18 protein-coding genes and 1 tRNA gene are annotated in these 25,172 nt (G+C 35.2%); 6 read left to right on the top strand and 13 right to left on the bottom strand.

The features are described 5' to 3' along the window. The first annotated feature begins 69 nt into the window (after positions 1-69). Entirely contained in the window at positions 70-537 is a 468-nt protein-coding gene (locus tag IRZ99_RS16355) for a hypothetical protein (RefSeq protein WP_194658284.1), read from the top strand. A 435-nt stretch (positions 538-972) separates the two neighbouring features. On the opposite strand, the gene IRZ99_RS16350 is transcribed toward IRZ99_RS16355, so the two are convergent. From IRZ99_RS16350 to IRZ99_RS16335, 4 genes are all read right to left on the bottom strand, one after another. Then, on the bottom strand, positions 973-1,227 hold the full coding sequence (locus IRZ99_RS16350) for a GIY-YIG nuclease family protein (protein ID WP_194658283.1): 255 nt from the start codon (positions 1,225-1,227) through the stop codon (positions 973-975). A gap of 59 nt (positions 1,228-1,286) precedes the next feature. Beyond that, positions 1,287-1,359, bottom strand: a tRNA-Met gene (locus tag IRZ99_RS16345). A 127-nt stretch (positions 1,360-1,486) separates the two neighbouring features. Continuing rightward, a complete protein-coding gene (locus IRZ99_RS16340) occupies positions 1,487-2,023 on the bottom strand; it encodes a DUF4269 domain-containing protein (protein ID WP_194658282.1) in 537 nt (178 codons plus the stop codon). Further along, positions 2,024-3,550 (bottom strand): glycosyltransferase family 39 protein, encoded by a 1,527-nt coding sequence (locus IRZ99_RS16335; protein WP_194658281.1) that lies wholly within the window; start codon positions 3,548-3,550, stop codon positions 2,024-2,026. Positions 3,551-3,857: 307 nt separating this feature from the next. Here IRZ99_RS16335 and IRZ99_RS16330 point away from each other — a divergent pair, with 307 nt between their 5' ends. The 5 genes from IRZ99_RS16330 to IRZ99_RS16310 all read left to right on the top strand — a co-directional run bounded on the left by IRZ99_RS16330 (position 3,858) and on the right by IRZ99_RS16310 (position 12,340). Further along, on the top strand, positions 3,858-4,868 hold the full coding sequence (locus tag IRZ99_RS16330; RefSeq protein ID WP_194658280.1) for a LacI family DNA-binding transcriptional regulator: 1,011 nt from the start codon (positions 3,858-3,860) through the stop codon (positions 4,866-4,868). Positions 4,869-5,246: 378 nt separating this feature from the next. Then, on the top strand, positions 5,247-7,520 hold the full coding sequence (locus IRZ99_RS16325; RefSeq protein ID WP_194658279.1) for a GH92 family glycosyl hydrolase: 2,274 nt from the start codon (positions 5,247-5,249) through the stop codon (positions 7,518-7,520). Between the two features lie 90 nt (positions 7,521-7,610). Next, positions 7,611-9,896, top strand: coding sequence for a GH92 family glycosyl hydrolase (locus IRZ99_RS16320; protein ID WP_194658278.1), 2,286 nt, complete (start codon positions 7,611-7,613; stop codon positions 9,894-9,896). A gap of 4 nt (positions 9,897-9,900) precedes the next feature. Next, entirely contained in the window at positions 9,901-11,361 is a 1,461-nt protein-coding gene (locus tag IRZ99_RS16315) for a glycoside hydrolase family 125 protein (RefSeq protein WP_194658277.1), read from the top strand. Positions 11,362-11,437: 76 nt separating this feature from the next. Next, complete coding sequence (locus IRZ99_RS16310) at positions 11,438-12,340, top strand: ROK family protein (protein WP_194658276.1); 903 nt, start codon at positions 11,438-11,440, stop codon at positions 12,338-12,340. Between the two features lie 106 nt (positions 12,341-12,446). Here IRZ99_RS16310 and IRZ99_RS16305 read toward each other — a convergent pair whose 3' ends face one another. The 9 genes from IRZ99_RS16305 to IRZ99_RS16265 form a co-directional block, all read right to left on the bottom strand. Then, positions 12,447-13,085, bottom strand: a complete 639-nt coding sequence (locus IRZ99_RS16305) for a hydrolase (RefSeq protein ID WP_194658275.1) — start codon at positions 13,083-13,085, stop codon at positions 12,447-12,449. Positions 13,086-13,123: 38 nt separating this feature from the next. Beyond that, positions 13,124-13,648: a YceI family protein gene (locus tag IRZ99_RS16300; RefSeq protein WP_194658274.1), complete on the bottom strand. Its 525-nt coding sequence runs from the start codon at positions 13,646-13,648 to the stop codon at positions 13,124-13,126. A 31-nt stretch (positions 13,649-13,679) separates the two neighbouring features. Continuing rightward, positions 13,680-14,549 carry a pirin family protein gene (locus IRZ99_RS16295; RefSeq protein ID WP_194658273.1) on the bottom strand — a complete coding sequence of 290 codons (870 nt, stop codon included), beginning with the start codon at positions 14,547-14,549 and terminating at the stop codon, positions 13,680-13,682. Positions 14,550-14,554: 5 nt separating this feature from the next. Next, positions 14,555-14,845 (bottom strand): GNAT family N-acetyltransferase, encoded by a 291-nt coding sequence (locus tag IRZ99_RS16290; protein WP_194658272.1) that lies wholly within the window; start codon positions 14,843-14,845, stop codon positions 14,555-14,557. Between the two features lie 433 nt (positions 14,846-15,278). Then, positions 15,279-15,869 carry a Crp/Fnr family transcriptional regulator gene (locus IRZ99_RS16285; RefSeq protein WP_194658271.1) on the bottom strand — a complete coding sequence of 197 codons (591 nt, stop codon included), beginning with the start codon at positions 15,867-15,869 and terminating at the stop codon, positions 15,279-15,281. A gap of 148 nt (positions 15,870-16,017) precedes the next feature. Further along, positions 16,018-18,030, bottom strand: a complete 2,013-nt coding sequence (locus IRZ99_RS16280) for a hypothetical protein (RefSeq protein ID WP_194658270.1) — start codon at positions 18,028-18,030, stop codon at positions 16,018-16,020. Positions 18,031-18,166: 136 nt separating this feature from the next. Further along, complete coding sequence (locus IRZ99_RS16275) at positions 18,167-19,600, bottom strand: hypothetical protein (protein ID WP_194658269.1); 1,434 nt, start codon at positions 19,598-19,600, stop codon at positions 18,167-18,169. 118 nt (positions 19,601-19,718) lie between these two features. Continuing rightward, a complete protein-coding gene (locus IRZ99_RS16270) occupies positions 19,719-21,410 on the bottom strand; it encodes a RagB/SusD family nutrient uptake outer membrane protein (RefSeq protein ID WP_194658268.1) in 1,692 nt (563 codons plus the stop codon). Positions 21,411-21,431: 21 nt separating this feature from the next. After that, entirely contained in the window at positions 21,432-24,641 is a 3,210-nt protein-coding gene (locus IRZ99_RS16265; RefSeq protein WP_194658267.1) for a TonB-dependent receptor, read from the bottom strand. Between the last annotated feature and the right edge of the window lie 531 nt (positions 24,642-25,172).

Below are 25,172 nucleotides of genomic sequence, written 5' to 3'. Positions count from 1 at the left end.
TAGAAATATTAATGAATTTTTGAAATATGGTATTAGATTATTATATTTTTAATTTGAAACAGAAAGATAATGAAAATAGATAAATATAAAGAAGCATCTGAAAATTTAGCAAAAGCAATTGATGTGGCAGTTGAGACTTTAAAAAAAAAGCCACCTAAGGATTTTGATGAAGCACAAACTTTGCATTTTGCTAATTGTTATTTGAAATGGAAAGAAGATGCTTTGAATCCAGAACCTCAATTCCGCAATTTAAGCAGTCTTAAATATGTCGTTGAGGATGTTTTTACATATTTTCAGGAGGGTCATGGTGAATGTGTTGAAGAATTTTGGAAAGAAATTAAAGCACAAAATTTACCATATAAGAGAGAAAACAAAATGATAAAAATCATAAGGAGAAAAAAGATTAAAGATATTCATGAATATGATTTTGTAATTGATGTTATCGTTCCTTATGAGCAGGAAGGGTTTATAAATCATGACGAAGTTATATTACTGAATGACTTAACAGCTCAATTTGAGACCGGTAAAAGGAAATAATTTATTGGCGTGGTGAGTATTGAGGGAGATAATTTGGCTTATCAAAAGTATGATTGTTTATGTTTTAATTTGGGGTTTATTTTATATTTAAGCTTTTAAATGTGTTGTAGAATAATTTAATTCTAAATGGGACTTGGCCCCCCCGCTAGCGCGAGCGTCCCGCTCGTGAACGCAATCAAAATCAATAAAGCAAAAGCCATTCTGTTACGGTATGGCTTTGCTTTTTTAAATCTTTTTTTTGTTACCGTATGTCTACTTTAGGATGTATCATTATAGAATGTCCAACTTTTTATAAGAAGATTTCGAGCAGTGCGGAATAAATCCGTCGAATATGGATTAAAATAAAAAAGCTCCAGATTTCTCTGAAGCTTTTGTCTTAGTAGCGGGAACAGGACTCGAACCTGTGTCCGCCACGGCGGATATGAGCCAGACGAGTTATTGGTTTTGAATAAGATTTTGAATGAACTCTCTTCCAATTCCTGTTTTTAAATATTTTTCTCTTTTCATTGCTTCAGATTTAGAATTAAAAAACTCAACATGAATTACTTCCCAAGGTCTAAATTTTAAGGTGTAACCTTTTGTTGCAAGAAGATTATGAGATTTAAATCTTTCTATTAAATTAGTAGTGTAGCCTGTATAATTTTTATTGTATTTTTTAGAAAAGAGAATATAAACAACAAATTCTTCCATAGTAAAAAGTGCTATAAACGAAAAAACACCAGCTTTTTCAAGTGGTGTTTTTTACTCAGTAGCGGGAACAGGACTCGAACCTGTGACCTTCGGGTTATGAGCCCGACGAGCTGCCTACTGCTCTATCCCGCGATGTTTCGGGTGCAAAGATAAGCAGTAAATACGGTTATGGCAAGAAATTACGGAAATATTTTTTTAGAGCTTTTAAAATTTAATAACTTCTTAATATACAGTTGTTTGAAATGTATAAGAAAATGATTTACCTATTAGAGTCAATTTTATAATGAAGTAATTCCAGGTAAGGATCGTTTTTTAAACCTAATAAAAGCCCAAAAGCAGGTTCAGTTTTGTAACCTTTTTGTTTGAGTTTGATGATTTCTAATCTAAAGTTTTCATCTTTTGATGCCAGAATCTGGTTTTCGATAATCATATGTTTATAGCCATTTTGATTTTTGGTCGGAATGTTTTGTCCGAAGATTTCAATTTCAAAAGGATCAATTTTAAAATTGGCTATAACTGTTTCTAGATTATCAATATGTGTTTCCTGAATTTTGAATTCTTTTTCATTTCCAAAAACAGACTGAATTTTGGTTTTGAAATCCGTTTTGTTTTTCCAGAAACAGATAATATCAAGATCGCTGTTTTCAATGTCAATATTTATCGGAATAGTACCAACTAAAATAGGATCAAATTCATCAATATTCTCTAAGATATTATTTTGGGTTAAGATCTCATAAGTCAGAACCTGTTTTTGATTTCCGTTTTTCAAATATTCGATAGTGCTAAAATCAACCATTTACTTGCTATAATCGGTTACTTCTTTGATTTCTTGTTCTAGTATTTTATTAATATCGACTTTGGCATTTATAAAAGTGAAAATAGAGGTCTTGTATTCTCGTGCATATTTATTCGTTATTTGACCCGCATAGGCTGAAGATTGAAAATGCTGACTGGTTTCCTTAAATTCTGTTTCAGCTTCCTCGTATTCTATAACTCTGATCACATTTTTGTATTTCACATCAAGATTAAACCAATTTACATAATCGGCATTAAAAGAAACAGCCTTGATTCCTTTTTTAGAGTAATAATTGATTGCTCCGGCCTGCCCGTAATTATCGCAAAGTACCAATGTTTTCTCCGGATTTGGAAGAGAAGCATAAACAGAATCTGTTTTGCGGGCCAATTCTTTCCATCCCAACATATCGGCAAAATCCTGAGGCAAAGTATGCTCTTTTCCGTCTTCCCAACGAAGCATTCCCAGATCTTTGTATTTTTCAGGATGTTGCGCTATATATTCAGGACTTTTATTCGGGAAAGCTAAATTGTACATCGGAATAAACAATAATAGTGGAATCAGAATGAAAACAGGTTTTAAATATCTTTTCCATCCTGTGTTTAAAATATTCGAAAGAAAAACAGCACCAAAAGCAATGTAAACAGGGTATAGGCCAATGGCATAATACGCTTTTGCTTTAAAATAAATAAAGACAAGTAATGTTAAAATTATACAAGCAAAAAAGAGCTTATACTTTGCGAACGGTTTGTAAAACAACAAAGCGTATAATCCTGAAAGTATAACGAGAAAGGAACCAATAAAAAATAATAATTGTTCTTTTAAGAAATCAAGGCGATCAACGTTAACAAGTTGTGTTTCTGCTAGTTCTTTCATATGATGCACAATCGGAAATTGATTGTTGTACTGCCATACTAAATTTGGAAGAATCAATAGTAATCCTAAAATCAAAGCGAAATAGAGCTTTTTCTCGGCTAAAATTTTTCTCTGATTAGAAAGTAAAAGAGCAGGCAAAAGTCCGATAAGCAGAAACAGAATATTGTATTTGTTTAGAAAGCCAAAAGCAAATACAACTGCTCCTATATAAAACCATTTCTTTTCTTCGGTAGTTATATATTGAATAAGAACATAGTAAAAAGCAGTCCAGCATAAAACATCTAAGGAGTTTGGCTGGTATAAAGTATTGAGTCGCAATAAACAGGAAAATAGGATACAGGTGGCACCCAAAATTAAAGCATATAAATTGCCTTTAAGTGTTTCGATCGTTTTCCAGACTATTATTAAAGTCAATACACCAAAAAGTGCTGGAAAGAATTTAATCCAGAAAACAGAGTTTCCAAGCAAAAATATCAGATACGAAAACCACGAAGTAACCGGAGGAACGGATAAATATCCCCAGGCCAAATGATGTGCCTGATCGAGATGCAGGTATTCATCGCGCTGCAAGTCATATTCAGGGCTTATAAGTACATATTGTAAAACAAATTTTAAGATAATAAACGCAATTAAAATTATAGTTTTTTTGGTCATAAAGGTTTTGTTGTAAATAACTTAAGGGTTGTGAATTCTTTAGCTAATATATCATTTATTTTGAATTTCATGATAAATTTTATTCTTGGTTCTAGTACTAAAAATTAAGTATCTTTTTCGTAAAAATTATTGGTTTTAGACGGAATAAGCTATAATTTAATAGGAAAGCGTAAGAAATACTGAGAATAGTACTTTATATTAACTGTAAAAAAACGATCTGTTTAAAAAATATTTACAAAATCGTTTTAGTAATTCCATTTTAGTATATATTTGTGTATATTTAACAGATATAAAAAGAACTCTCTCAATGAAAAAGATTACTATAAAGGATATAGCCTTAAAGGCTGAAGTATCAATATCCACTGTGTCTTTTGTCATAAATGGTAAGGGAGAGAAAATGGGAATCAGTGCCGCTGTTGTAAAAAAAGTGCAGGATATAGCGGAGAAACTTAATTATAGGCCAAGCATGATAGCGACCAGCTTAAGAACTGGAAAGACGAGATCTATTGGGCTTATTGTAGAGGATATATCGAATCAGTTTTTTGCAGATTTGGCAAGAGTCATTGAAGATGAGGCTAAAAATATAGATTACAGAGTTTTTTATTGTAGTACGGGTGATGACGATGACCGTTCTGAAGAATTGATACATAGTCTGTTGCAGGCAAACGTTGATGGTTTTATTATTACACCAACACGAAAATTGGAGGACAAAATTGATCTTCTTTTAAAATTGAAAAAACCTGTTGTGTTGGTCGATAGATATTTTCCGGGACAGCAAGTAAGCCACGTTGTAATGGATAATTATGAAGCATCTCATTCGGCTACAAAATTTCTGATTGAGAAAGGCTATAAGAATATAGCTGTTGTTAACATTACCTCTGAAATGATTCAGATGACATTAAGAGAGGACGGTTACAGAGATGCCTTAAAAGAAGCCGGCATGTACAACGAATCACTTGTTCTTCATGTAAATTATCATAGCAATGAAGAAACAAGAATTGAAGAACTTGTGAATTTTTTCAATAAAAATCCTAAGATAGACGCTGTTCTGTTTTTAGCAAATTATATGGGTTTAGCAGGTCTTCAGGCCTTTAGAGGAATGGGAATTAGAATTCCTGAAGATATATCGGTTATTAGTTTTGATGATCATGATAGTTTTAAACTGCATACGCCTACAATTAGTGTGATTGCACAGCCAATTGAAGATATTGCAATTAATGCCATACAATTGTTAATGAGCCAGATGACGGATCTTACAACATTTGTGATTGAGAAACGCCTGAAAAAAGGCAACTTGATTATTAGAGAGTCGGTCTGATTTAGTGGTGCGATTTTAAAAATTAAAAGAAAGCATTTCGTTTTTTTTAATTATTTCACTAAATCGTTTTAGGTAATTTTGAGGATAAATATATAAAGTAATGATTTTTTATTTCAGAAAATAGGAAGGTTGCAAATCAGTTAGTTAAAGTAAATAGCGCCAAGATTAATGATAAATTGGCAAAATACGGTAAGTTTAAAAAGTGGTTAGTTAGTTTGAATTAAGCCGGTAGGAATACCTGTGCCTCCCGGCTTATTTTTTGAATTTAGGTAGTTTCATTAATGAAGTTCATAGTTAAGTTTTTAAGAAAGAAACAGTAGTTTAAATTCGTTTAATCCGCGTTCCATTAAATAAGTCAAATAAAAAATAGAATAGCATATGTTTACAAAATACCATAAAATAGTCTTGAGCGGAATTTTAGCTTTAAATCTATTTTTTACCAATACTTCAATTTCACAGGAAAAAAAGTCAAAAGCAACTTCAGATTATACACAATATGTAAATCCGTTTATTGGATCTGCAGGACATGGCCACGTATTTGTGGGGGCGAATGTTCCTTTTGGGGCAGTTCAGTTAGGGCCTGTAAATATCTTTGAAGGCTGGGATTGGTGCAGTGGATACAACTATGCGAGTAATACCATTTTAGGGTTTACACACACGCATTTGAGCGGTACCGGAATTGGGGATTTAAATGATATCCTACTGCTTCCGGTTTCGGGAATAGTACCTCTCTTTAAAGGTACAAAAGAAGATATGGTAAACGGTTATGGTTCTTATTTTTCGCATGAGAACGAAGTAAGCAAACCAGGTTATTACAGCGTTTTGCTTGATAAGTACAAAATTAAAGCCGAATTAACAGCCAGCGAAAGAGTTGGTTTTCATAAATATACTTTCAATTCGGCATCAGATTCTCACGTTTTATTAGATCTTGCTGACGGTGTGGGATGGGATAAACCGGTAAAAACATTTATCAAAAAAATAAACGAAACGACACTTGTAGGCTATCGTTTTTCTGAAGGATGGGCGACGGATCAGCGTGTTTATTTTGCGATGGAATTTTCTGGGCCAATTTCAGGTTTGGCATTGTATGATGATAAAACTGCCGTTTCAGGTACTGAAGGTGAAGGCTTAAAAATGAAAGCTGTTTTGGATTTTGCATCTTTAAAAAACAAACAAGTTTTAGTAAAAGTCGGAATTTCACCTGTAAGTTATGAGAATGCTGCTGCGAATATAAAAGCAGAGATTCCACATTGGGATTTTGACAAAGCAGTTAAAGCAGCAACATTAAAATGGAATAAAGAATTAAGTAAAATCCAGATTAAAGCCGATGATAAAACAATGAAAGTTTTTTATACTTCATTGTATCACACCGCTTTTGCTCCTTCTATTTTTAATGATGCAAACGGAGATTACAGAGGAACGGATAAAAAAGTATATGAAAAAGCAAACTTCACCAATTACACTACTTTTTCACTTTGGGATACTTACAGAGGTTTACATCCCTTATACACCATCACGCAGCCGGACAAAATTAATGATATTGTAAAATCATTTTTGGCTATTTACCAACAGCAGGGAAGATTACCGGTTTGGCATTTAATGGGGAATGAAACCAATACCATGAACGGAAATCATTCCATCGCGGTTATTGTGGATGCCTATTTAAAAGGGTACAGAGATTATGACGTGGCTTTAGCATACGAAGCGATCAAAAAAACAGCTATGCAAACACGTGACGGAATGGATTACGTGCAAAAATTAGAATATATTCCGGCTGATAAAATGCTGGAAACGGTTGGGAATGCTTTAGAATATGCTATTGACGATTACTGCGTAGCGCAAATGGCAAAATCACTAAACAAGACAGAAGATTATACCTACTTCTCAAAAAGAGCCAATTTGTACAAACTTTATTTTGATAAAGAAACCACTTTTATGCGTGGTAAATTAACTGATGGAAATTGGAGAACACCCTTTAATCCGCTTTCTTCAGCACACCGTAAAGATGATTATGTTGAAGGAAATGCGTGGCAATATACCTGGCTGGTTCCGCAGGATCCTTATGGTTTAATTGATTTGTTTGGAAGTGAAAGTAAATTTTTAGCGAAGTTAGATTCCCTTTTTCTTATAACAGATAAAGTAGAAGGAGAAGAAGTTTCACCGGATATCAGTGGCTTAATTGGTCAATATGCGCAAGGAAACGAGCCAAATCATCATATTCCGTATTTGTATGCTTATGCCGGAGAACCTTGGAAAACAGCCAAATTAATTAGAGAGATTGACGATAAATTCTATTCTACAAAACCAGACGGATTATGTGGTAATGAAGATTTAGGTCAAATGTCTGCCTGGTACGTTTTATCTTCAATGGGATTTTATTCGGTTAATCCTGCAAACGGAATTTATGTTTTTGGAAGCCCGTTGGTAAACGAAGCCGTAATTCATCACAAAAAAGGAATTTCATTTACAGTAAAAGCAATTGACAACAGCGCAACAAATATGTACATCCAAAAAGCAGAATACAACGGGAAACTGTACACAAAATCATATATCACACAGGATATGATTGTAAAAGGCGGCGAATTAAAATTGTATATGGGAAGCCAACCATCAACAACTTTTGGAGTAAAAAAAGAAGACAGACCACAATAAATGTTAAAGGTTAAAGGTGAAAAGTTAGAAGTTAAAACAAAAGAGTCTACAAATTACATTTAACATTTTACAATACACAATTTACAGAATATGAAAATAAAGCATTTAATTTTTTTCGCAGTAACACAATTTTGTGTGATTACAAATGCACAGGAGAAAATCCTTGATCCGGTAGAATATGTTAATCCATTAATGGGAACACAATCGCTACACAGTCTTTCAAACGGAAATACCTATCCGGCAATTTGCAGGCCTTGGGGAATGAATTTCTGGACACCGCAAACCGGAAAAATGGGCGATGGATGGGCTTATATCTATACAGCCGAAAAAATTAGAGGTTTTAAACAAACACATCAGCCGTCACCATGGATGAACGATTACGGTCAGTTTTCGATTATGCCGGTAACGGGTAAATTGGCTTTCGCCGAAGCAGACAGAGCAAGCTGGTTTAGTCATAAAGCTGAGGTTTCAAAGCCGTATTATTACAGCGTTTATTTGGCTGATTATGATGTTACAACAGAAATTACGGCAACAGAAAGAGCAGCACATTTTCAAATTACTTTTCCTGAAAACGAACAATCTTCCATTGTAATTGATGCTTTTGATAAAGGTTCTTATGTTAAAATTATCCCATCAGAAAATAAAATCATCGGTTATACAACGCGCAATAGTGGAGGAGTTCCAACCAATTTTAAGAACTATTTTGTTCTGGTTTTTGATAAACCATTTACATCAAATTCAACCTGGAATGATACAGGCCTGCAAAAAGACAAATTAGAATTACAGGATAATCACGCTGGAGCAGTAGTTGGTTTTAAAACCAAAAAAGGAGAAATCATTAATGTAAAAGTTGCTTCGTCTTTTATTAGTCCAGAACAAGCGGAACTGAATTTAAAATCAGAATTAGGAAACGCTTCTTTTACTGAAACGGTAACAGCTTCTAAAAAAGAATGGAACAAAGTTTTGGATAAAATAGCCGTAGAAAGTAATAATGACGAGCAATTAAAAACTTTTTATTCTTGTTTGTACCGTGCCACTTGTTTTCCTCAAAAACAATACGAAATAAATGCAAAAGGAGAAACGGTACATTATAGCCCGTACAATGGAAATATTCTGCCAGGTTATATGTATGCCGGAACTGGTTTTTGGGACACTTTCCGTGCACTTTACCCGCTACTGAATTTAGTTTATCCTTCGGTAAATAAAGAAATGCAGGAAGGTTTAATCAATGATTATAAAGAAGGAGGTTTTTTACCGGAATGGTCAAGCCCTGGTTTTAGAAATGTAATGGTTGGAAATAATTCGGCTTCAGTAGTTTCTGATGCTTATATGAAAGGTTTACGTGGTTACGACATCAATACTTTATACGAAGCTTTGGTTCATGGTGCTAATAATGAAGGCCCGATGGATGCTGTTGGAAGAACGGGAGTTTCTTATTACAATACTTTAGGATATGTTCCTTATGATGTGAAAATTAATGAAAATGCAGCCAGAACATTGGAATATGCTTATGATGATTTTGCGATTTGGAAATTGGCAAAAGCTTTAAATCGTCCTAAAAAAGAAATTAGTGTATTTGAGAAACGAATGATGAATTATAAAAAGCTATATAATCCTGAAATTGGTTTCATGAGTGGTAGAAATAAAGATGGAAGTTTTCCAAAAAAATTCAATCCGTTAAAATGGGGAGATGCTTTTACAGAAGGAAATGCCATGCATTACAGCTGGAGCGTTTTTCATGACGTTCAGGGATTGATTGATTTAATGGGCGGACCAAAGAAATTCACCGCAAAACTAGATGCAGTTTTTTCAACACCTCCAGTTTTTGACGATAGTTATTACGGATCTGTAATTCATGAAATTCGTGAAATGCAAATCATGAATATGGGACAATATGCACATGGAAACCAACCAATTCAGCATATGATTTATTTGTATAATTATGCAGGAGAGCCTTGGAAAACACAATATTGGTCAAGAGAAGTAATGAACCGTTTGTACAAACCAACTCCTGACGGTTACTGCGGTGATGAAGATAACGGACAAACCTCCGCCTGGTATATTTTCTCTGCAATGGGATTTTATCCGGTTTGCCCGGCAACGGACGAATATGTTTTGGGTGCTCCATTGTTTAAGAAATTAACCCTGAAATTAGAAAACGGAAAACAATTGATTATAAATGCTCCAAAAAATTCAGAAACCAATAAATATGTTCAGGATTTAAAATGGGATAATGCAGGTTATACTAAAAATTTTATCAACCATTTTGATGTCTTAAAAGGTGGTGAATTAAATTTTGATATGACAAGCGAGCCAAATTTACAAAGAGGAACATCGGCAAGTGCCTTTCCATATTCTTATTCAACTTCAAAATAATACTATGCAATCACGTAGAAAATTTATCAGAAACACCGGAATTTTTTCAGCAGGATTATTGGCGCTCCAAACAGATGTTTTTGGAATGCAGTCGGATGCTTTCAATTTTGCACTTAAAGATTTTATTAGCAAGCGACCTCCAATAGCAGAGCGAAAATTTACAAGTCCGGCTATTGAAGCAGCGATTAAAAGAGTTAAAAAACAAATTGCCAATCCGGAATTGGCATGGTTGTTCGAAAACTGTTTTCCGAATACATTGGACACTACAGTCGATTTTGAAATTATAGACGGAAAACCAGACACCTATGTAATTACGGGAGATATCGATGCAATGTGGCTTCGTGATAGTACAGCTCAAATTTGGCCTTATATTCCATTTGTAAAAGAAGATAAAAAACTGGCAGAGTTGGTAAAAGGAGTAATCAATCGTCAGGCGAAATGTATTTTGCTGGATCCTTATGCGAATGCTTTTTACAAAGATTTTACCAAAGAGAGTGAATGGAAAAATGACATGACCAAAATGCAACCTGGAATCCATGAACGCAAATGGGAAATAGACAGTTTGTGTTATCCTATTCGATTGGCTCATGGCTATTGGAAAGAAACAGGTGATTTAAGTTTGTTTGACAGTAAATGGAAAGAAGCAATGTTATTAGTATTGCAAACTTTCAAAGAACAACAACGCTGGCATGATAAAGGACCTTATACTTTTCAGCGTGAAACGGCCTGGGCGACAGATGGCGTACCTTTAGGCGGTTATGGTTATCCTGTTAAACCTTGCGGATTGATTGTTTCAACTTTCAGACCAAGTGATGACAGTACGTTGTTTGGCTATTTGATTCCGAGTAATATGTTTGCAATTGAGGTTTTGGGTTATTTAATCGAAATCTTCTCTTTGCCGGTTATGTTAGACAAGGATTTAGTTGCTAAAGCGAAAGAATTAAGAGAACAGGTTCAGAAAGGTTTAGAAGAAAACGGAATTATTGATCACCCAAAATTTGGTAAAATCATTGCTTTTGAAGTAAACGGTTACGGCAGTTTCCACATGATGGACGATGCCAATGTACCCTCATTATTGTCATTGCCTTACCTTGGCGCAATTGAGCCGGATAGCCCACTTTATCTGAATACCCGAAAAGTAGTGCTTTCAGAAAACAATCCTTTTTTCTACAAAGGAAAAGCGGGCGAAGGCGTTGGCGGACCGCATACCGGAGCAGACACGATTTGGCCAATGAGTATTGTTTTGAGAGCAATTACCAGTGTCGATGAAACAGAAATAAAAAACTGTATCAGCAATTTGATTAAGACAAATGCAGATACTGGTTTTATGCACGAATCATTTCATAAAGATGATGTGACGAAGTTTACCAGAAAGTGGTTTGCGTGGGCGAATACACTTTTTGGAGAAATGATTGTTCATACGAGTATCAAATATCCTCAGATTTTAAAAGATAAGAATATCTAAAAGTAAAAATATAAAATAACTATAAGAGATTAAGAATTGAAGCTTAATTGTATAATAGTACAATTCAGGAAATAAGATGAATAAAGAATATGCCGTTGGAATAGACATTGGGGGAACACATATTACCGCAGCCATAATAGATATTGTAAACATGAAAGTGATTGACTTTTCCTTACATAAAGAATCATTTGATTCTAATTTGCCTGTGAAAGAGGTCATGTCTATTTGGGAAAAAGCGATTCGTACTTCAGTAGAAAATTCAAAAGTAGAAGAAATAAAAGGGCTTGCTGTATGTATGCCTGGTCCGTTTGATTATGCTAATGGACTATGCTGGATAAAGGACCAGTCAAAATATGAGCATTTTTACGGTTTAAATGTTCGTTATTTATTTCAGGGCTCGCTTAATCTTTCCAATGAATTTCCGATTCTTTTTGAAAACGACGCTGTTTGTTTTGGAAAAGGGGAGGTTTTTAAAGACGCCACAAATCTTTCTAAAAAGGTAATAGCAGTAACGCTTGGAACCGGACTTGGAGCATGTTTTATTGATAAAGGCGTTTCAATTGTTTCCGGAGAATTAGTTCCCGCAGATGGTGAAATCTACAATCTTCCTTATAAAGAAGGTATGGCTGAAGATTATGTTTCGGCTAGAGGTCTTTTGTCAGCTTATAAAGGTTTAACCGGAAAAAGTCTCAACAATGGATTAGAACTTTTTAATCTGGCTGTCGCCGATGATGAAGCTGCTATACAAGTATTCGAAAAAATGGGAGAAAATTTAGCCGCAGTAGTAATTCCGTGGTTAGAAAAATTCGACGCTGATAGTTTTATTATTGGAGGAAAGATTGCCAACGCAAGCGAATTTTTTCTAGAGAGTTTCAATAAAAAAATAAAGGAATCAGGTCTTGAAATTACGGTTTCTGTTTCGACAGATAATGAAGTTGCAGCTTTATTAGGGGCGGCAAGTATGCTTTATACAGCGTAGTTTTCTTTAAAAATGACGAAAAGAACCATAAAACTTCTATTGTCTATAACGCCGAAACAGCATCATGGAATGTGATGCTGTCTCAGCTTACCAAAAATAAAAAAAATCAATCCCTATCGTAAGAAAATTGGATTCCTGCTGTGCCTCCTGTTTTAATAAACAGTTGCATAAATTCCTGAGCTGTTTCAGCACGGCTCCAGTCACGCTGCAATTCACAAAATAATTGCGGCACACTCACCAGGATTGCCCCCGCTTGCTCCATTCGTCGTAGTGCTGCATTATGTGCTTCCAGCGAAGTTCCGCCTACAGCGTCGGCAACGATATAAACTTCGTAACCTTCTTTTAAGGCATCAAGTGCAGGAAACGTGAGACACGCTTCTGTCCATAAAGCTGTCATTATTAGTTTTTTCTTTCCCGTTGCTTTAACAGCTTCTAAAAATTCTTTGTCTTCCCAGGAATTTATAGTAGTTCTGTCATAAGATGGTATTCCTTCTAATTCTCTTTTTAGTTGTGGAATCGTTTCTTTGTTAAATCCGGTTTGAACATTCACGGTCGAAAGTACAATAGGTAAATCGTAAACTTTGGCCATTTTGGCAACACCACAAATATTATTAATAAGAATTTGTCTGTCCATTGAAGCAATAGAATTGACTTGTACCGGTTGATAATCAATAATGATTAATGCTGCGTTTTCCGGAGTTAACAGGTGATCCTTTTTTTGATCGCGAATAGGTAAGCTGCTCATAATTTCTAAGTTTTATTATTAATTTGTTTATTATAAAATCATTCCTTTGGGAATTCCCCATCCATTTTTATAAGAACATCGTCCTTAAGTCCGTCGAAAGGCAAAATCAATCCGACCTTAAAATCAGAGCGTTTTAGCGTTGCCAGAACCTGAAATCCGGATGTAATTTTCTTTGAATTTGGATTAAACATTGTTCCTCTGTATATAAAATCAACAATGATTTCTTTTGTATAGCCATGCATGCTCAGATTTCCTGTGACTTTATAACTATTTTTACCGCTCTCTTTAATTGCCGTACTTTTGAAATTTAGAGTAGGATATTTTACTGCATCAAAAAAATTAGGGCCTCGTAAATCTTCGTCTCTTCCTTCGGAGCTCGTAAATACCGAATTTATTTCTGCTGATAATTCAAAAGAAGCATCACTAAAATCTGCTTTGGAAGCGGTAACTGCCAAATCAAAATTGTTAAACTGTCCCACAATGTCATTAATCATCATGTGTGTAACCGTAAAACCAAGCCTTGAATGCTCTTTGTCATTTCTCCATACTGTTTGATTTTCCATTTGTTTTTATTTAGTTATTTTAATAATTTGTTTAGTCCAAATACCCAAATTTCCCCATATTTACATCATTCATTGCCTGAATAACTTCCTGGTGTGTATTCATAACAAATGGGCCTCGGGCAACTATTGGTTCATTGATTGGTTCGCCACTTAAAATAAGTACAACAGCATTTTCAAGTGCCTGAACAGTGAATTTTTCGCCCTCGTTTGCGAACAGTAAAAAATGATCTGCAGGTACATTTTTACTATCATTGACTCTTATACTTCCTTCAATTACAAGAAGAGCTGTATTATAATTTTCCGGAAAATTAAAAGTTGCCGATGCGTCCTTGTTTAGTTTTGCGTTGAACAAATTCACTGCAGTAAAAGTTGTTGCTGCTCCTAAAGTTCCTTTGTATTCTCCAGCGATAACTTCTATTAGACCTTTATCATTGGGCAGTTTATGTTTATTGATTTCGTCATTGGAAATACCCTGATATTTAGGTTTTTTCATTTTATCCTTCGCCGGAAGATTTACCCAAAGTTGTACCATTTGAAAATCGCCGCCTTCTTTACTAAACTGCTCTTCGTGATACTCTTTATGTAAAATTCCAGAAGCGGCAGTCATCCATTGTACATCTCCTTCGCCAATCACACCGCTGTTTCCAGAGCTGTCATGATGTGCTACTTTTCCTTTATAGGCAATAGTAACGGTTTCAAAACCCCGGTGAGGGTGTACATCAACACCTCTTAATCTAGTGGTGGGAGGAAAATAAAATTTAGAATTATAATCCATCATTATAAAGGGACTCATTCTTTCCATGCTCATTCCGAACGGAATAAAATTGTGTACTCTAAATCCGTCGCCAACCATATGTGGCGCTGGCGGTGAAAATATTTTTTCTATTTTTTTAGTTTTCATTTTGATTATTCTTTATTGTGAAACAATGAATTGGCTTGATATTGAGGGTGTTTGTCGATGTAAGCTTTTATGTAAGGACAATAAGGTTTTACTTTAAGATGATGTTCTTTTGCATAATCCAGAACATATTTTGCGATATACGATGCCAGACCTTTTCCTGCCAACTCAGCCGGCACTTCGGTATGGATATAAGAAATGCTGCCATCAAATAATTTGTATTGTTCAAACGCTATTTTTCCATCTAAATGAATCTCAAAACGTTTGTCTTTTTCATTATTTATAACTGTGTATTCCATGATGTAATTTTTAGTATTGTAAAATTACTATGGATAAAACACGAAGCACTTGATCTATGATAAGAAATGCAAAAGAAGAAAACCTATGAATAGATAAATCAGTTCAATGTTTAATGTTGCGGAAAACCATAACGAGTATAATAATTGTTTTTAACCACACAGATACACAAAGATTTAACGCAGTGTTGAGCGGAAAAAAATACGAAGCTGTACCACAGAGCTGCGCAGAGATTTTACGCAGAGTTACACAAAGAAAATTAAACATTGCGCTTTGTATCTCTTTGGTATTCAGTTACGCAGATTTAAAGTAGAGACCACAAAGCGAAATTAGTGCAAAGCTTTGCGAGCTTAATAAGATATCCTACAAACACAACAGAAAAAAAATACTTTGCGTACTTTGCGGTAAATTAAAAAAGTTATAGGGTAAAGTAATTTAGTATTTGAAGTTTTTTCTGGCCAGTTCTTTTCGAACCCTGCTTAAGCTTTCAGGTGTAATGCCGAGGTATGAAGCAATCATTTGAAGTGGTAATCGATAAGTAATTTCACGATGCGTTTCGATAAAGTCTAAATATTTTTTTTCGGCAGTGGCCGCCAATAAATAATTTATTCTTTTCTGCATTTGTCTAATATTTTTCTGCAGGGCCAGGGCATTAAAAGAGGCAAAGTTTTTAGAAAGTTTTTCTGCTGTTTTAATAAAATCCTTATGAATATAAACGATTTCAGCATCTTCAATTACATCTATAAATAAGTCTGAAGGTTCATCAAAATAAAAACTGCTCCTGTCTGCAATCCACCAATTTTCAGAAGCAAACTGAATAATATGATCTTTTCCCATTTCATCTACCGTATAGGACCTCAACATTCCTTTGCAAACAAAAAAAGCCCTGTTGCAAATTTGATTTTCCTTTAATAAAACAGTTCCTTTTTTTGATTCAAGCGAATAAACCAAATGCTCTAATTCTTTATATTCGTTTTCTGAGATACCGGTATTTTCCAGGATGTAATTTTTAAATTGTTCCAGCATTTTTATAAAGATTAGAAGTTTTAAATTACAAAAAAAAGTTTAATAAATTTGATTTAGATTCCGAATTAAAAAGAAGTAAAGTTGCCAAAAAAAAAGCTTCAAATTTCTTTGAAGCCCTTCTTACTAAATATTTAAAAAGAATTAGTGTTTAAAGATTGATATTTACCGTATCTCCATCTTTAATGACCTTATTAAAAACTGTTTCTTTGCCATAAGTTATCGTTATTTTTAATTTCTGATTCACCCTTTCAACCGTAATATCAAAATCCCGTTCGAACGCAAATACATGACGTAACTTCATAACGGGCCATGATTTAGGAAGACGAGGAGTGAAATCAAAACTATGTAAACCTGTTGGTCGAATTCCAAATAATCCTTCAGTAAAAATTCTGCAATACAAACCACTTTCTGCCGAAAGATGGCGTTGATCTCCTTCCGGATAAGCTTCTACAGGATAAGGAACGTGGTCACCCAATAAACGGCGGTTCGAATAATAATGTAAAAAGTCTAAAGCTTTGTCCGTTTCTCCGGCAGCCAATACACCTCTCAGCGCATATAAAGTAGAACGATCCCAAAATATCTTGTCGCCTGCAACGCTGGCAAGACCATCCTTTGTCCATAATCTTGGTGAAAATAAAGCGTCTATAGTTCCTTCTTTTCGATCATAAATTCCCATCGTAAGCGGCGTACAGATCCAGGCTCTCAGAATATCATTTCCTTTATAGTATCTGTAGGTTTCAAAACCTTCGACTTTAGAACCAAAATATTTTTCTATCGCTACTTTTAATTTTTCAGCCTCGGTTTTGTATCCTTTAAGTTCTGCTTCGTTTTTCCCTAAAGCTTTACCCAAATAAACGGCCGAATTAAGTGCGTCATAGTACAAAGAAGAAGTATTAAGATTGGCTTTTCCTGCCGGAAGACGTCCTTCGAGCTCATCAGAATCTGAAGTTACCACACCATCCGAATTTAGTTTTCGATGACAGTATTCCAGACACCATTCAATTAACGGCCATAATTGTTGGGCTTCATTTGCATTTCCTCTCGAAAGCGCATAACGTGAAGCGCCATAGGCAATCATTGCTCCATCGCCACGATCGCCGGCTCCGTCCCAAATATCAGTTCCTTCTGCAACAATCGAACTCGGAATAGGTTTGTATTCTTTGTTCATGAATTTAGCAAATTGCAAATATGCATTAAGTGATGCTTTATTACCATATTCATATCCTAGATAAGGAAAAAAGGGACCAATATATTCTGCCTGATCATTGGCCCAAATGGCAGCATAATAGGATTCTCCGCCCGGGCCATGCATAGGACCGCCTTTGGTTTCGAAAATACTTTCAGAAGCCCGAATTTTCGCGAAAGCAAATTCGGTATTCAAAACAGGATCAGGAGTTTCTAATACAAGCTTATCCCATATTTCATGGATTAAGTTTATACGCTTGTTTTTTTCTTCTTCTGCATTTACAGCAGGAACTTGTTCGTTTGCTTTAACGCCGGAATAGAAAACAGAAAAGCTAATGGTTTCATTTGCCTGAAGATTAAAATTCCCCGAATTAAAAAGGTTCACATTCACAGCATAACTGCCTTCTGTTCCTTTCGCAGGATCAGAAGTATAAACCGTATTTAATTTTGGAATTTCGACAACGCAGGTTTTATCAGAGGTATTTTTAAGCGTATAAATTTCAAAATAGCCTGCCAAAGTTGTTGATGGAAAAAATTGTCTGGTTAGTTCAAGGGCATTATCAGCTCTACTTTTAACAAGCAATGTTCCGTTAAGCGCTAATGAAACTACTTTTTCTGAAGCAATAGGTTTATAATTTACTGTAACCAGATCAAAAGCATCTTGTGCAAAACGACGTGTAAAACTGGCGTGCGTATTGTTCGGAACTGTTCTCAGCATAGGCCAGACCAGACTGCGGGTTGCGTGGAAAGAACCATCTGCTGCGACACCATATCTTAGAACACAGGAGATCTTTTTGCCACTCATTTCGATATGATCGTCATGCGGAATGTTGTTGTTGATTTGCCAGGAAATAGAACCATCAGTATCAATTTTCCAACGGTTGTCTTCTTGCGAAAATGATTTACTTGTGATGAAGCAAAAAGCGACAACGGCAAAGAGAATAGGTTTTCGACTTTTATTAAATACGATCTTCATTAAATTTATTTTTAGATTGCTTTTAGTTAGTGCTCTGTTTTGTATTATATAATTAATTACCGCCAACAATTATTTATCTATCCTCTTAGTAGCTTTGTTGTGTTGTTTTTTGATAAATATTTTTCGTGTTTTAAAATTACGGGAAAGATGCCTTTATTTTTTGTCCCGGATTTACCGGAACATCAATAAAGGTATAGGATTTCCCGTTATCATCTTTCTTGTGATTGGCGGTAATTTTTTTGTTGTTTATAAAGATAACATCATGATTTCCAGTAAACATAATCCTCCATTGTATTGGATTGTTGCCTTTGTTTTGAAGCGTTGTATTTTGCTTTTCATGTTTTATAAATAACACTGTATTTAAAACAGGTAAATGGTCAACTTCGGATATAGTTTCACTCTTTCCGCGATACAAAGTTGTTACTATATTTTTTGTAGCGTCAGGTTCTATTCCCATATAACCATGTACAATGCCTTCGATTACGCCGTACGAAACCTCAGGATATTCTCTTCGTTTTGTTGCCGGATCGGTAAGGTGTAAAATATATTCATATCCTTTTTCTTCAAAACCATATTTGTACAGCAAAAAGGGTAGATAGGATAGACTTTCGATATTGGTTTTTTCTGAAATTAGATGTTCAATTGTTTTTTGGGTTCGTTCTGTATTTGTCAAAGCGTCAAACCATAATAAAAAAAGTTCGCCTCCGTCTTTGCTGAATTTTCCATCACTTGTATAAATGACATTATAAGTTGAGGTTGTATCATCCCACCAAATTTGTTCTATTTGTTGTTGGTATTTTGCGGCTTTTTTTTCGAAAATTTCGGCTTTTTGAATGTCTCCTTTTTGTCTCAAAATAGAAGAATACGTTAGAAGTCCGCGGTAAATTGCAGCGACTAAATCTACCCCCATTTTTAAACCGTTTATCCCTTCTGAATAAGAGGCAAGTCCACGACATCTATGGAAATCATCTTTTATATTAAAAGGAAAAGAAGGATTTGGAAATTCCGGTCTTGTTAATAAGGAATCCGCATCAAGTACCCAACGTTCTATATAGGCTGTCGTCGATTTTTCGAAGAAATTTTCAAACTCCGGATTGTCTATATAAGTCCTGTCACCTGTCCATAAATACAGCCTCCAGCAAGCAAACATTACATCAAAATTACTATTAAGATTGTACCAAAATTCCTTGTCATTTCTGTAATCCTCGGGTGCAGGTTTTCCGTATTTATTAATTTCCCAATACGAACACCAGTCTTTGTTTTCGGAAATGTTTTGGGCAAATAGAGAAAGCATGTTTTTGTTTTCTTTGTTTAATCCGAGTATTTCGGCACCAATACTTTGATGCGATACATCACGCATACAAAAAGCAGATCGGGAAGGAAGAGCTGCTTCATACCAAGGGCCAACGGGATCATTTGAGTTTCCTTTATAACTCAGAGCCATTTTTTTCGCACAGTTAAAGGCCAGTTCTATTGCCGGATCAGATGATTTGAAAGTTGTTGTATTTTGGCCAAATGCATTAAAAAAGAAACAGCAATTAACCACTATAATTATAAATGCTTTTTTCATGTAGCTTGTTTCTATTATTTAAATAAATTTTAAAAGCAAACCCACGCAATTAAAATGGTGGGTTTGCTAAGTTTCTAATAAACTAACATTTTATGTTTGGGGCAAAAAAGGGAAACAGTTAATTATAACCCGGATTTTGAACGAGACTTGTCCTGTTCGTTTCATCTCTTGGAATTGGCAATAAATAATGTTGAGGTTTAAAAATTCTGTCCTGAACTTTTGTGTAAGTATAGGTTTTTGTACCGTCACCATTTTTGGTAATAATTACGCCCATCAAAGGTTTGTTTTCTGTAACGTCTGCAATTTTCCAACGACGAACATCATAATAACGGAAACCTTCTAAACATAATTCAACTTGTCTTTCGTTGCGAATTTTATTCTCTAAAGCTGTACCGGTTAAACCTGTCAATGGAACTGTAATCCCAGCACGTTGTCTGATTGCGTTTAAATATTGAATAGCCGTTCCTTCGTTTCCTAGTTTGAATTCGGCCTCAGCATAGTTCAGATAAATTTCACCTAAGCGCGAAATAATCCATGTTTTATTGGTTTGCGTCTCGCTGTTGTAATTGTATGTTGTGTCGCAATATTTACGGAAAGTGTAACGTGTTTTACTCGCATTCCAGGTATCCCAACCCTGAGGAGAATCTAATCCGCCTTCATAAAATTCTGCTTTGTTTGAACTTCCTGCGTCATAACGATCCTGGCAGAACTCCGGTTTTCCGTAAGCACGTCCATCGTATACGATATTTTTATAAAAACGTGGATCTCTGTTTACATAAGGTTTTTGTGGATTGTAACCCGATGTAGGGTCCGTAATGTCTTTTCCGTCTGCGGTTCCGTAAGCGTCGATATGACTCTGACTTGGCGCAAAGTTTGCCCATCCGTGAAAACCACTCGGAGAATTGAACATTTCTACACCATTAAAAGCACTCCACTGCGGGTCTTTACTAGATAAACGAGAGCAGATGATCTCTGAATTATTAGTAGTAAAAAGATCAGCATAGCTTTTGTCATAAAGTTGATAGATGTTTAAATCAATAACCGCTTTTGCAGCATCAGATGCTTTTTTCCATTTAGAAATATCATTAGTAGTATTCCATTGTGGGCTCGCAGCATAAAGTAATGCTCTTGATTTGATGGCAAGTGCAGCACCTTTTGTAATTCTTCCAAGGCTGGAAGTTGTTAAGGGTAATAACTCAGCAGATTTGTCTAATTCGGTAACAATAAAATCAACGCATTGCTCATAAGTACTGCGGTCTACTTTAAAATTACTGTTTAGATCAAAAGGAACTGTAACCAAAGGAACTCCTCCGTAATCACTCGTAAGTTTGAAATAAGCATAGGCTCTCAAAAATAATACTTCTCCTTTTAGTCTGGCGCGCCACGCATCATCACCCGGAACATCATCAATTCTGGATAAAAAGATATTACAATTTTGAATCGTAGCATAAGTAGGTTTCCAGACATCAAAATTACCTGCATTATCTGGAGTCAGAGCGCCTGAATTTAATGTCCAAATGTCATAATCGTTAAAATTATTAAAAGCTTCGTCGCAGGCCGTAGACAAAACCCAACTTCTGTTTGTCCTGTCATTCCAGTTGTGCTGTGTGCTAGGCAATACGGTGTACAGATTGTTTGCGAAAGCTTCAGCAAGTTTCAGGTCGGTCCATACGGATGCATCTGTATAAGAATCCAAAGGAACTTTGTCCAGAGGATCTTCGCTACAGGAAGTAAAAGATAGAATGGTGATCAAAGAGGCAAGGAGGAATGCCATCTTTTTAATTAGTTTATTGGTTTTATGATTTTTCATAATCTTTATTTTTTTGCGATATTATAATTGAATACTTACGCCTATTCTGTAAATACGGGTTTGCGGATAATTTACTCCTGTGGTATTGTTCGTTTCTGGATCAAGGTTGTATTGTTTCATGTGGTCGAAAGAAAATAAGTTTGTTCCTCCGGCGTAAAACCTCACGTTTGATACTCCAAATTTTGAAAGTGCATTTTCAGGTAAAACATAAGATACTTCTAATGATTTTAATCTAAAGAAAGATGCATCTCTCAGCCAGAAATCAGCTGGAATATTGTTTCTGTTATCTGAATCATTGAATGCTACCGGATATTTAGAATTCGGATTATCTGCGGTATATCTGTCATTGTACAACCATGTTGGTGGTGCTACGATAGCTCCTTGTGCCTGCGGAAGAATCATTTGTTTTGCTTTTGATTGTCCCGTCCAAAGCATGTCTATTGAGAATCCTTTATACTCCGCTCTCATCGGAATACCGTAAGCGATTTTTGGCGTAGCCGATTCCGGAATTCTAACCTGGTCATTAGTCGTTATACTACCATCTCCGTCTGTATCTTTTACCCAAAGATCTCCAGGTTTGGCTCCTTCAAAATGTGCTGAATTGTCAACATCTGCCTGTGTGCGATAAATGCCATTGGTTTGGTAAACCATCCAGGAATCAATAGCTTTTCCCGTTGATTTTTGCCATTGAGGGATATTAGGTGCTTCGTCGCGAAACAACACTTCACTTTGTGCATACGTAAAGTTTAAACCAATACTGTATTTGAATTGGTGACTCATATCGGCATAATTTACAGACCAGTCAGTACCTCTGTTAACCGTTTCTCCAATATTCTCTTTAGGAAGCGCCAATCCTGTATAAATTGGAACAGATGCATTTCTTGCTGTTAAAATATCAGATCTTTTATTGCTGAAATAATCAAAAGTAGCAGTCAGTTTATTATTGAAAAATCCAAAATCAAACCCGATGTTTTTTGAATCCTGAACTTCCCAGGTAATATTAGGATTAGGAGTTGCTGAAAGATAGATACTATTGTTTAACGTATAATCTGAACCAAAATAACTGTACAGCTGTTGATCTGTAATTAGCTGATATCTTGTTAAGAAAAGATATTGATTTAGCTGATTACCGCTTCTCATATCATCATTACCCATTTTCCCCCATGAAGCTCTAATTTTTAGCTGATCGATTGCTTTGATATTATTCTTGAAAAAGTCTTCTTCAGATATTTTCCAACCTGCAGATACAGAAGGAAACATGCCCCAACGGGTAGAAGAAGGGAAATTAAAAGATCCGTTGTAACGGGCAGAAACTTCAGCAAAATATTTGTTATCAAAATTATAAGCAACGCGTCCTAAATAACTTTCTCTTCCGTCCTGATAAGCACTGCCTGTTGCGTTTTGCCCTTTAGTACTTCCTGTGAAAATTTGGTCTAATTTATCGCTCAGTAAATCTCTTCTGTAAGCATAAGTTTCTGTTTTGTCTGTTGTAGTTTGTTCGTAACCTACAAACGCATTAACACTGTGCTTGTTGAATTTACGATCGTAGGCTAATTTCGCGAAATAGGTATTTTGATTGGTAATTTGCTCGTCCTGCATAACGCTTGTTATACTAGTACTGTTTTTTACATTATTGTAACTATCATTTGTTTTGTCGTAAGCATAAGCATCCCAGGGTTTTGTAAATTTCTTTTCGCTGCGAACATTGTAGTCAAATGCTGCATATCCGCTTAGAGAAAGGCCTTCCGTAATTTTTGGTAATTTTAAATCAAAACCTATTTTTGGGTTTACGATCAGATTAATTACTTTGTCATAACCTGCGGCTGAAGAAGACATTAAAATAGGGTTTCTTCCGTTTGAAATTCCTGAAGATGGTAGGCCATTTTTCCAATAAGCCGGAATAAAAGGATACATACTAACAGTTTCGTGCATGATACTTCCTATACTTACCGCCGGGTAATTTCGGTCTTCTCTTCGTGTCGCAATATCAAGGTTTACTTTTAAGTTGGATGAGATATTAACATCAATATTTGATCTAAGATTGAACTGTCTGTAGCGCTCATCGCTGTTTCTAAGATTACTTTCTTGGTTTAAATATTGACCAGAAAAGAAATATTTCACTTGTTCCGTACCACCATTTACGGACATAGAAACGTTCGATTGCGGTGCATCTTTTCTATAAACTTCCTTAAGCCAATTGGTGCTGGTATAATTAGGATCATTTCCGGCTTTGTATTTGTCTATTTCAGATTGTGCATATGGAAGTGTGGTTCCCTTGTGAGCATTAAGTTCGTTGTAATACGTCATGTATTGCCATGAATTTACTTTTTCGTCCATACGGGTTAATTGCTGAATTCCATAAGAACCATCAATTTTGATCGTTGGCGCACTAACTTTACCTCTTTTCGTCGTCACTAAGATTACTCCATTTGCAGATCGAACACCATAAATTGCTGCCGATGCATCCTTCAAAACAGTAACCGATTCAATATCATCCGGATTGATTCTGTTTAAATCGCGATCCGGAATACCATCTACGACTACCAGAGGGCTGGTTCCACCTCCAAAAGAGTTAAATCCTCTGATCAAAAGGCTTGAGCTGTCATCACCAGGTCTTCCGGAACGATTATTGGCAATAACACCAGACATACGTCCTGCGATACCATTTGAAACGTTTGCAGATGCATTTTGTGTTAATACGCCTCCTTTGATAGAAGCAATTGCACCCGTTGTAGAGGCTTTTTTCTGAGTACCGTATCCCACAACAACGACCTCATTTAAGGTTTGATTTTCTTCTTCCAGTTGAATGTTTAAACCGTCTGTGGCTCTAACTTCTTTAGTTACAAAACCGGTAAATGAGATAACAAGAATGCTATTAGAGTCCGGAACATCAATGGAGAATTTACCGTCGAAGTCTGTAGTCACGACGTTATTAGTCCCTTTTACAAGTATATTAACGCCAGGCAGGGGTTCTCCTTTTGAGCCCGTTACGGTACCTTTGACCGTTTTTTGAAAGTTTGATAAAATAGTTTCATTCTTTGTTCCTGTTTCTGTGCTCCCCGTGGATGGAGTGTTGTTTAACCTCAGGAAAAAATTGCTGTCTTTTGATTCTGTTGCTGCAGAAACTTGCAGGGTCATAGCTAACAGAAATCCAGGTGTCAATTTGGTAAACTTCCAGATTTCAGAAGTAAGCCAAACGGTTTTTGGTTTGTCTTTGATTAATAATTTCATGTTTTGTAATAATGGTTTTTGGTTAGTAATTTACTTTCTCGTTTTCGTGAAAGATGGATAAATGTGAAAACCAAAATTAGAAATGTTTCTTCGTCAGCACATACCAGTACCTACCAGTTTTTTAAAATATGCATAAAAAACGGTTGTGTTTTTGGGTAATATGGAAATAAAAGTGGGTAATATATGAATATAAGGCAATAATGATAGTTTTTAGAAAGTAATGGCCTTTATTCAATATTTTATTTATCAGAATAAAATATTTACGCCAAAAGGATCACTTTTTAAAATTTCAAAAGTGGATAAGATAGTATCAGAATTAATTTTTCAGAAAATTTTATTAGCAATAAAAAAAATAGTGCTCTGATGACCATACCAGTAATCAAATTAGGTTTTATATGTAAGACTAAGCTTGCTTAAATTTTATGCGCCTAAATTCAAATCTGATTTTAAATCTATAAAAAGAAAGATTTCTGGAAAAAGGAAAGAAAAATGTCAATCATTAAACGAAGTTTTTTGTTCTAAAAATTCAAT

Source organism: Flavobacterium sp. LC2016-12, assembly GCF_015351595.1.
In the GTDB taxonomy this organism is placed as follows: domain Bacteria; phylum Bacteroidota; class Bacteroidia; order Flavobacteriales; family Flavobacteriaceae; genus Flavobacterium.
Note: the sequence above shows the minus strand (reverse complement) of the source record. Positions and strands in the feature narration are given on the sequence as shown.

Bases quoted from the DNA above. Each gene is read 5' to 3' on its own strand.
- IRZ99_RS16265 (WP_194658267.1), bottom strand. From the start codon at position 24,641: ATGAAATTATTAATCAAAGACAAACCAAAAACCGTTTGGCTTACTTCT.
- IRZ99_RS16290 (WP_194658272.1), bottom strand. From the start codon at position 14,845: ATGGAATACACAGTTATAAATAATGAAAAAGACAAACGTTTTGAGATT.
- IRZ99_RS16295 (WP_194658273.1), bottom strand. From the start codon at position 14,549: ATGAAAACTAAAAAAATAGAAAAAATATTTTCACCGCCAGCGCCACAT.
- IRZ99_RS16310 (WP_194658276.1), top strand. From the start codon at position 11,438: ATGAATAAAGAATATGCCGTTGGAATAGACATTGGGGGAACACATATT.
- IRZ99_RS16300 (WP_194658274.1), bottom strand. From the start codon at position 13,648: ATGGAAAATCAAACAGTATGGAGAAATGACAAAGAGCATTCAAGGCTT.
- IRZ99_RS16315 (WP_194658277.1), top strand. From the start codon at position 9,901: ATGCAATCACGTAGAAAATTTATCAGAAACACCGGAATTTTTTCAGCA.
- IRZ99_RS16330 (WP_194658280.1), top strand. From the start codon at position 3,858: ATGAAAAAGATTACTATAAAGGATATAGCCTTAAAGGCTGAAGTATCA.
- IRZ99_RS16270 (WP_194658268.1), bottom strand. From the start codon at position 21,410: ATGAAAAATCATAAAACCAATAAACTAATTAAAAAGATGGCATTCCTC.
- IRZ99_RS16305 (WP_194658275.1), bottom strand. From the start codon at position 13,085: ATGAGCAGCTTACCTATTCGCGATCAAAAAAAGGATCACCTGTTAACT.
- IRZ99_RS16350 (WP_194658283.1), bottom strand. From the start codon at position 1,227: ATGGAAGAATTTGTTGTTTATATTCTCTTTTCTAAAAAATACAATAAA.
- IRZ99_RS16320 (WP_194658278.1), top strand. From the start codon at position 7,611: ATGAAAATAAAGCATTTAATTTTTTTCGCAGTAACACAATTTTGTGTG.
- IRZ99_RS16285 (WP_194658271.1), bottom strand. From the start codon at position 15,869: ATGCTGGAACAATTTAAAAATTACATCCTGGAAAATACCGGTATCTCA.
- IRZ99_RS16355 (WP_194658284.1), top strand. From the start codon at position 70: ATGAAAATAGATAAATATAAAGAAGCATCTGAAAATTTAGCAAAAGCA.
- IRZ99_RS16340 (WP_194658282.1), bottom strand. From the start codon at position 2,023: ATGGTTGATTTTAGCACTATCGAATATTTGAAAAACGGAAATCAAAAA.
- IRZ99_RS16325 (WP_194658279.1), top strand. From the start codon at position 5,247: ATGTTTACAAAATACCATAAAATAGTCTTGAGCGGAATTTTAGCTTTA.
- IRZ99_RS16275 (WP_194658269.1), bottom strand. From the start codon at position 19,600: ATGAAAAAAGCATTTATAATTATAGTGGTTAATTGCTGTTTCTTTTTT.
- IRZ99_RS16280 (WP_194658270.1), bottom strand. From the start codon at position 18,030: ATGAAGATCGTATTTAATAAAAGTCGAAAACCTATTCTCTTTGCCGTT.
- IRZ99_RS16335 (WP_194658281.1), bottom strand. From the start codon at position 3,550: ATGACCAAAAAAACTATAATTTTAATTGCGTTTATTATCTTAAAATTT.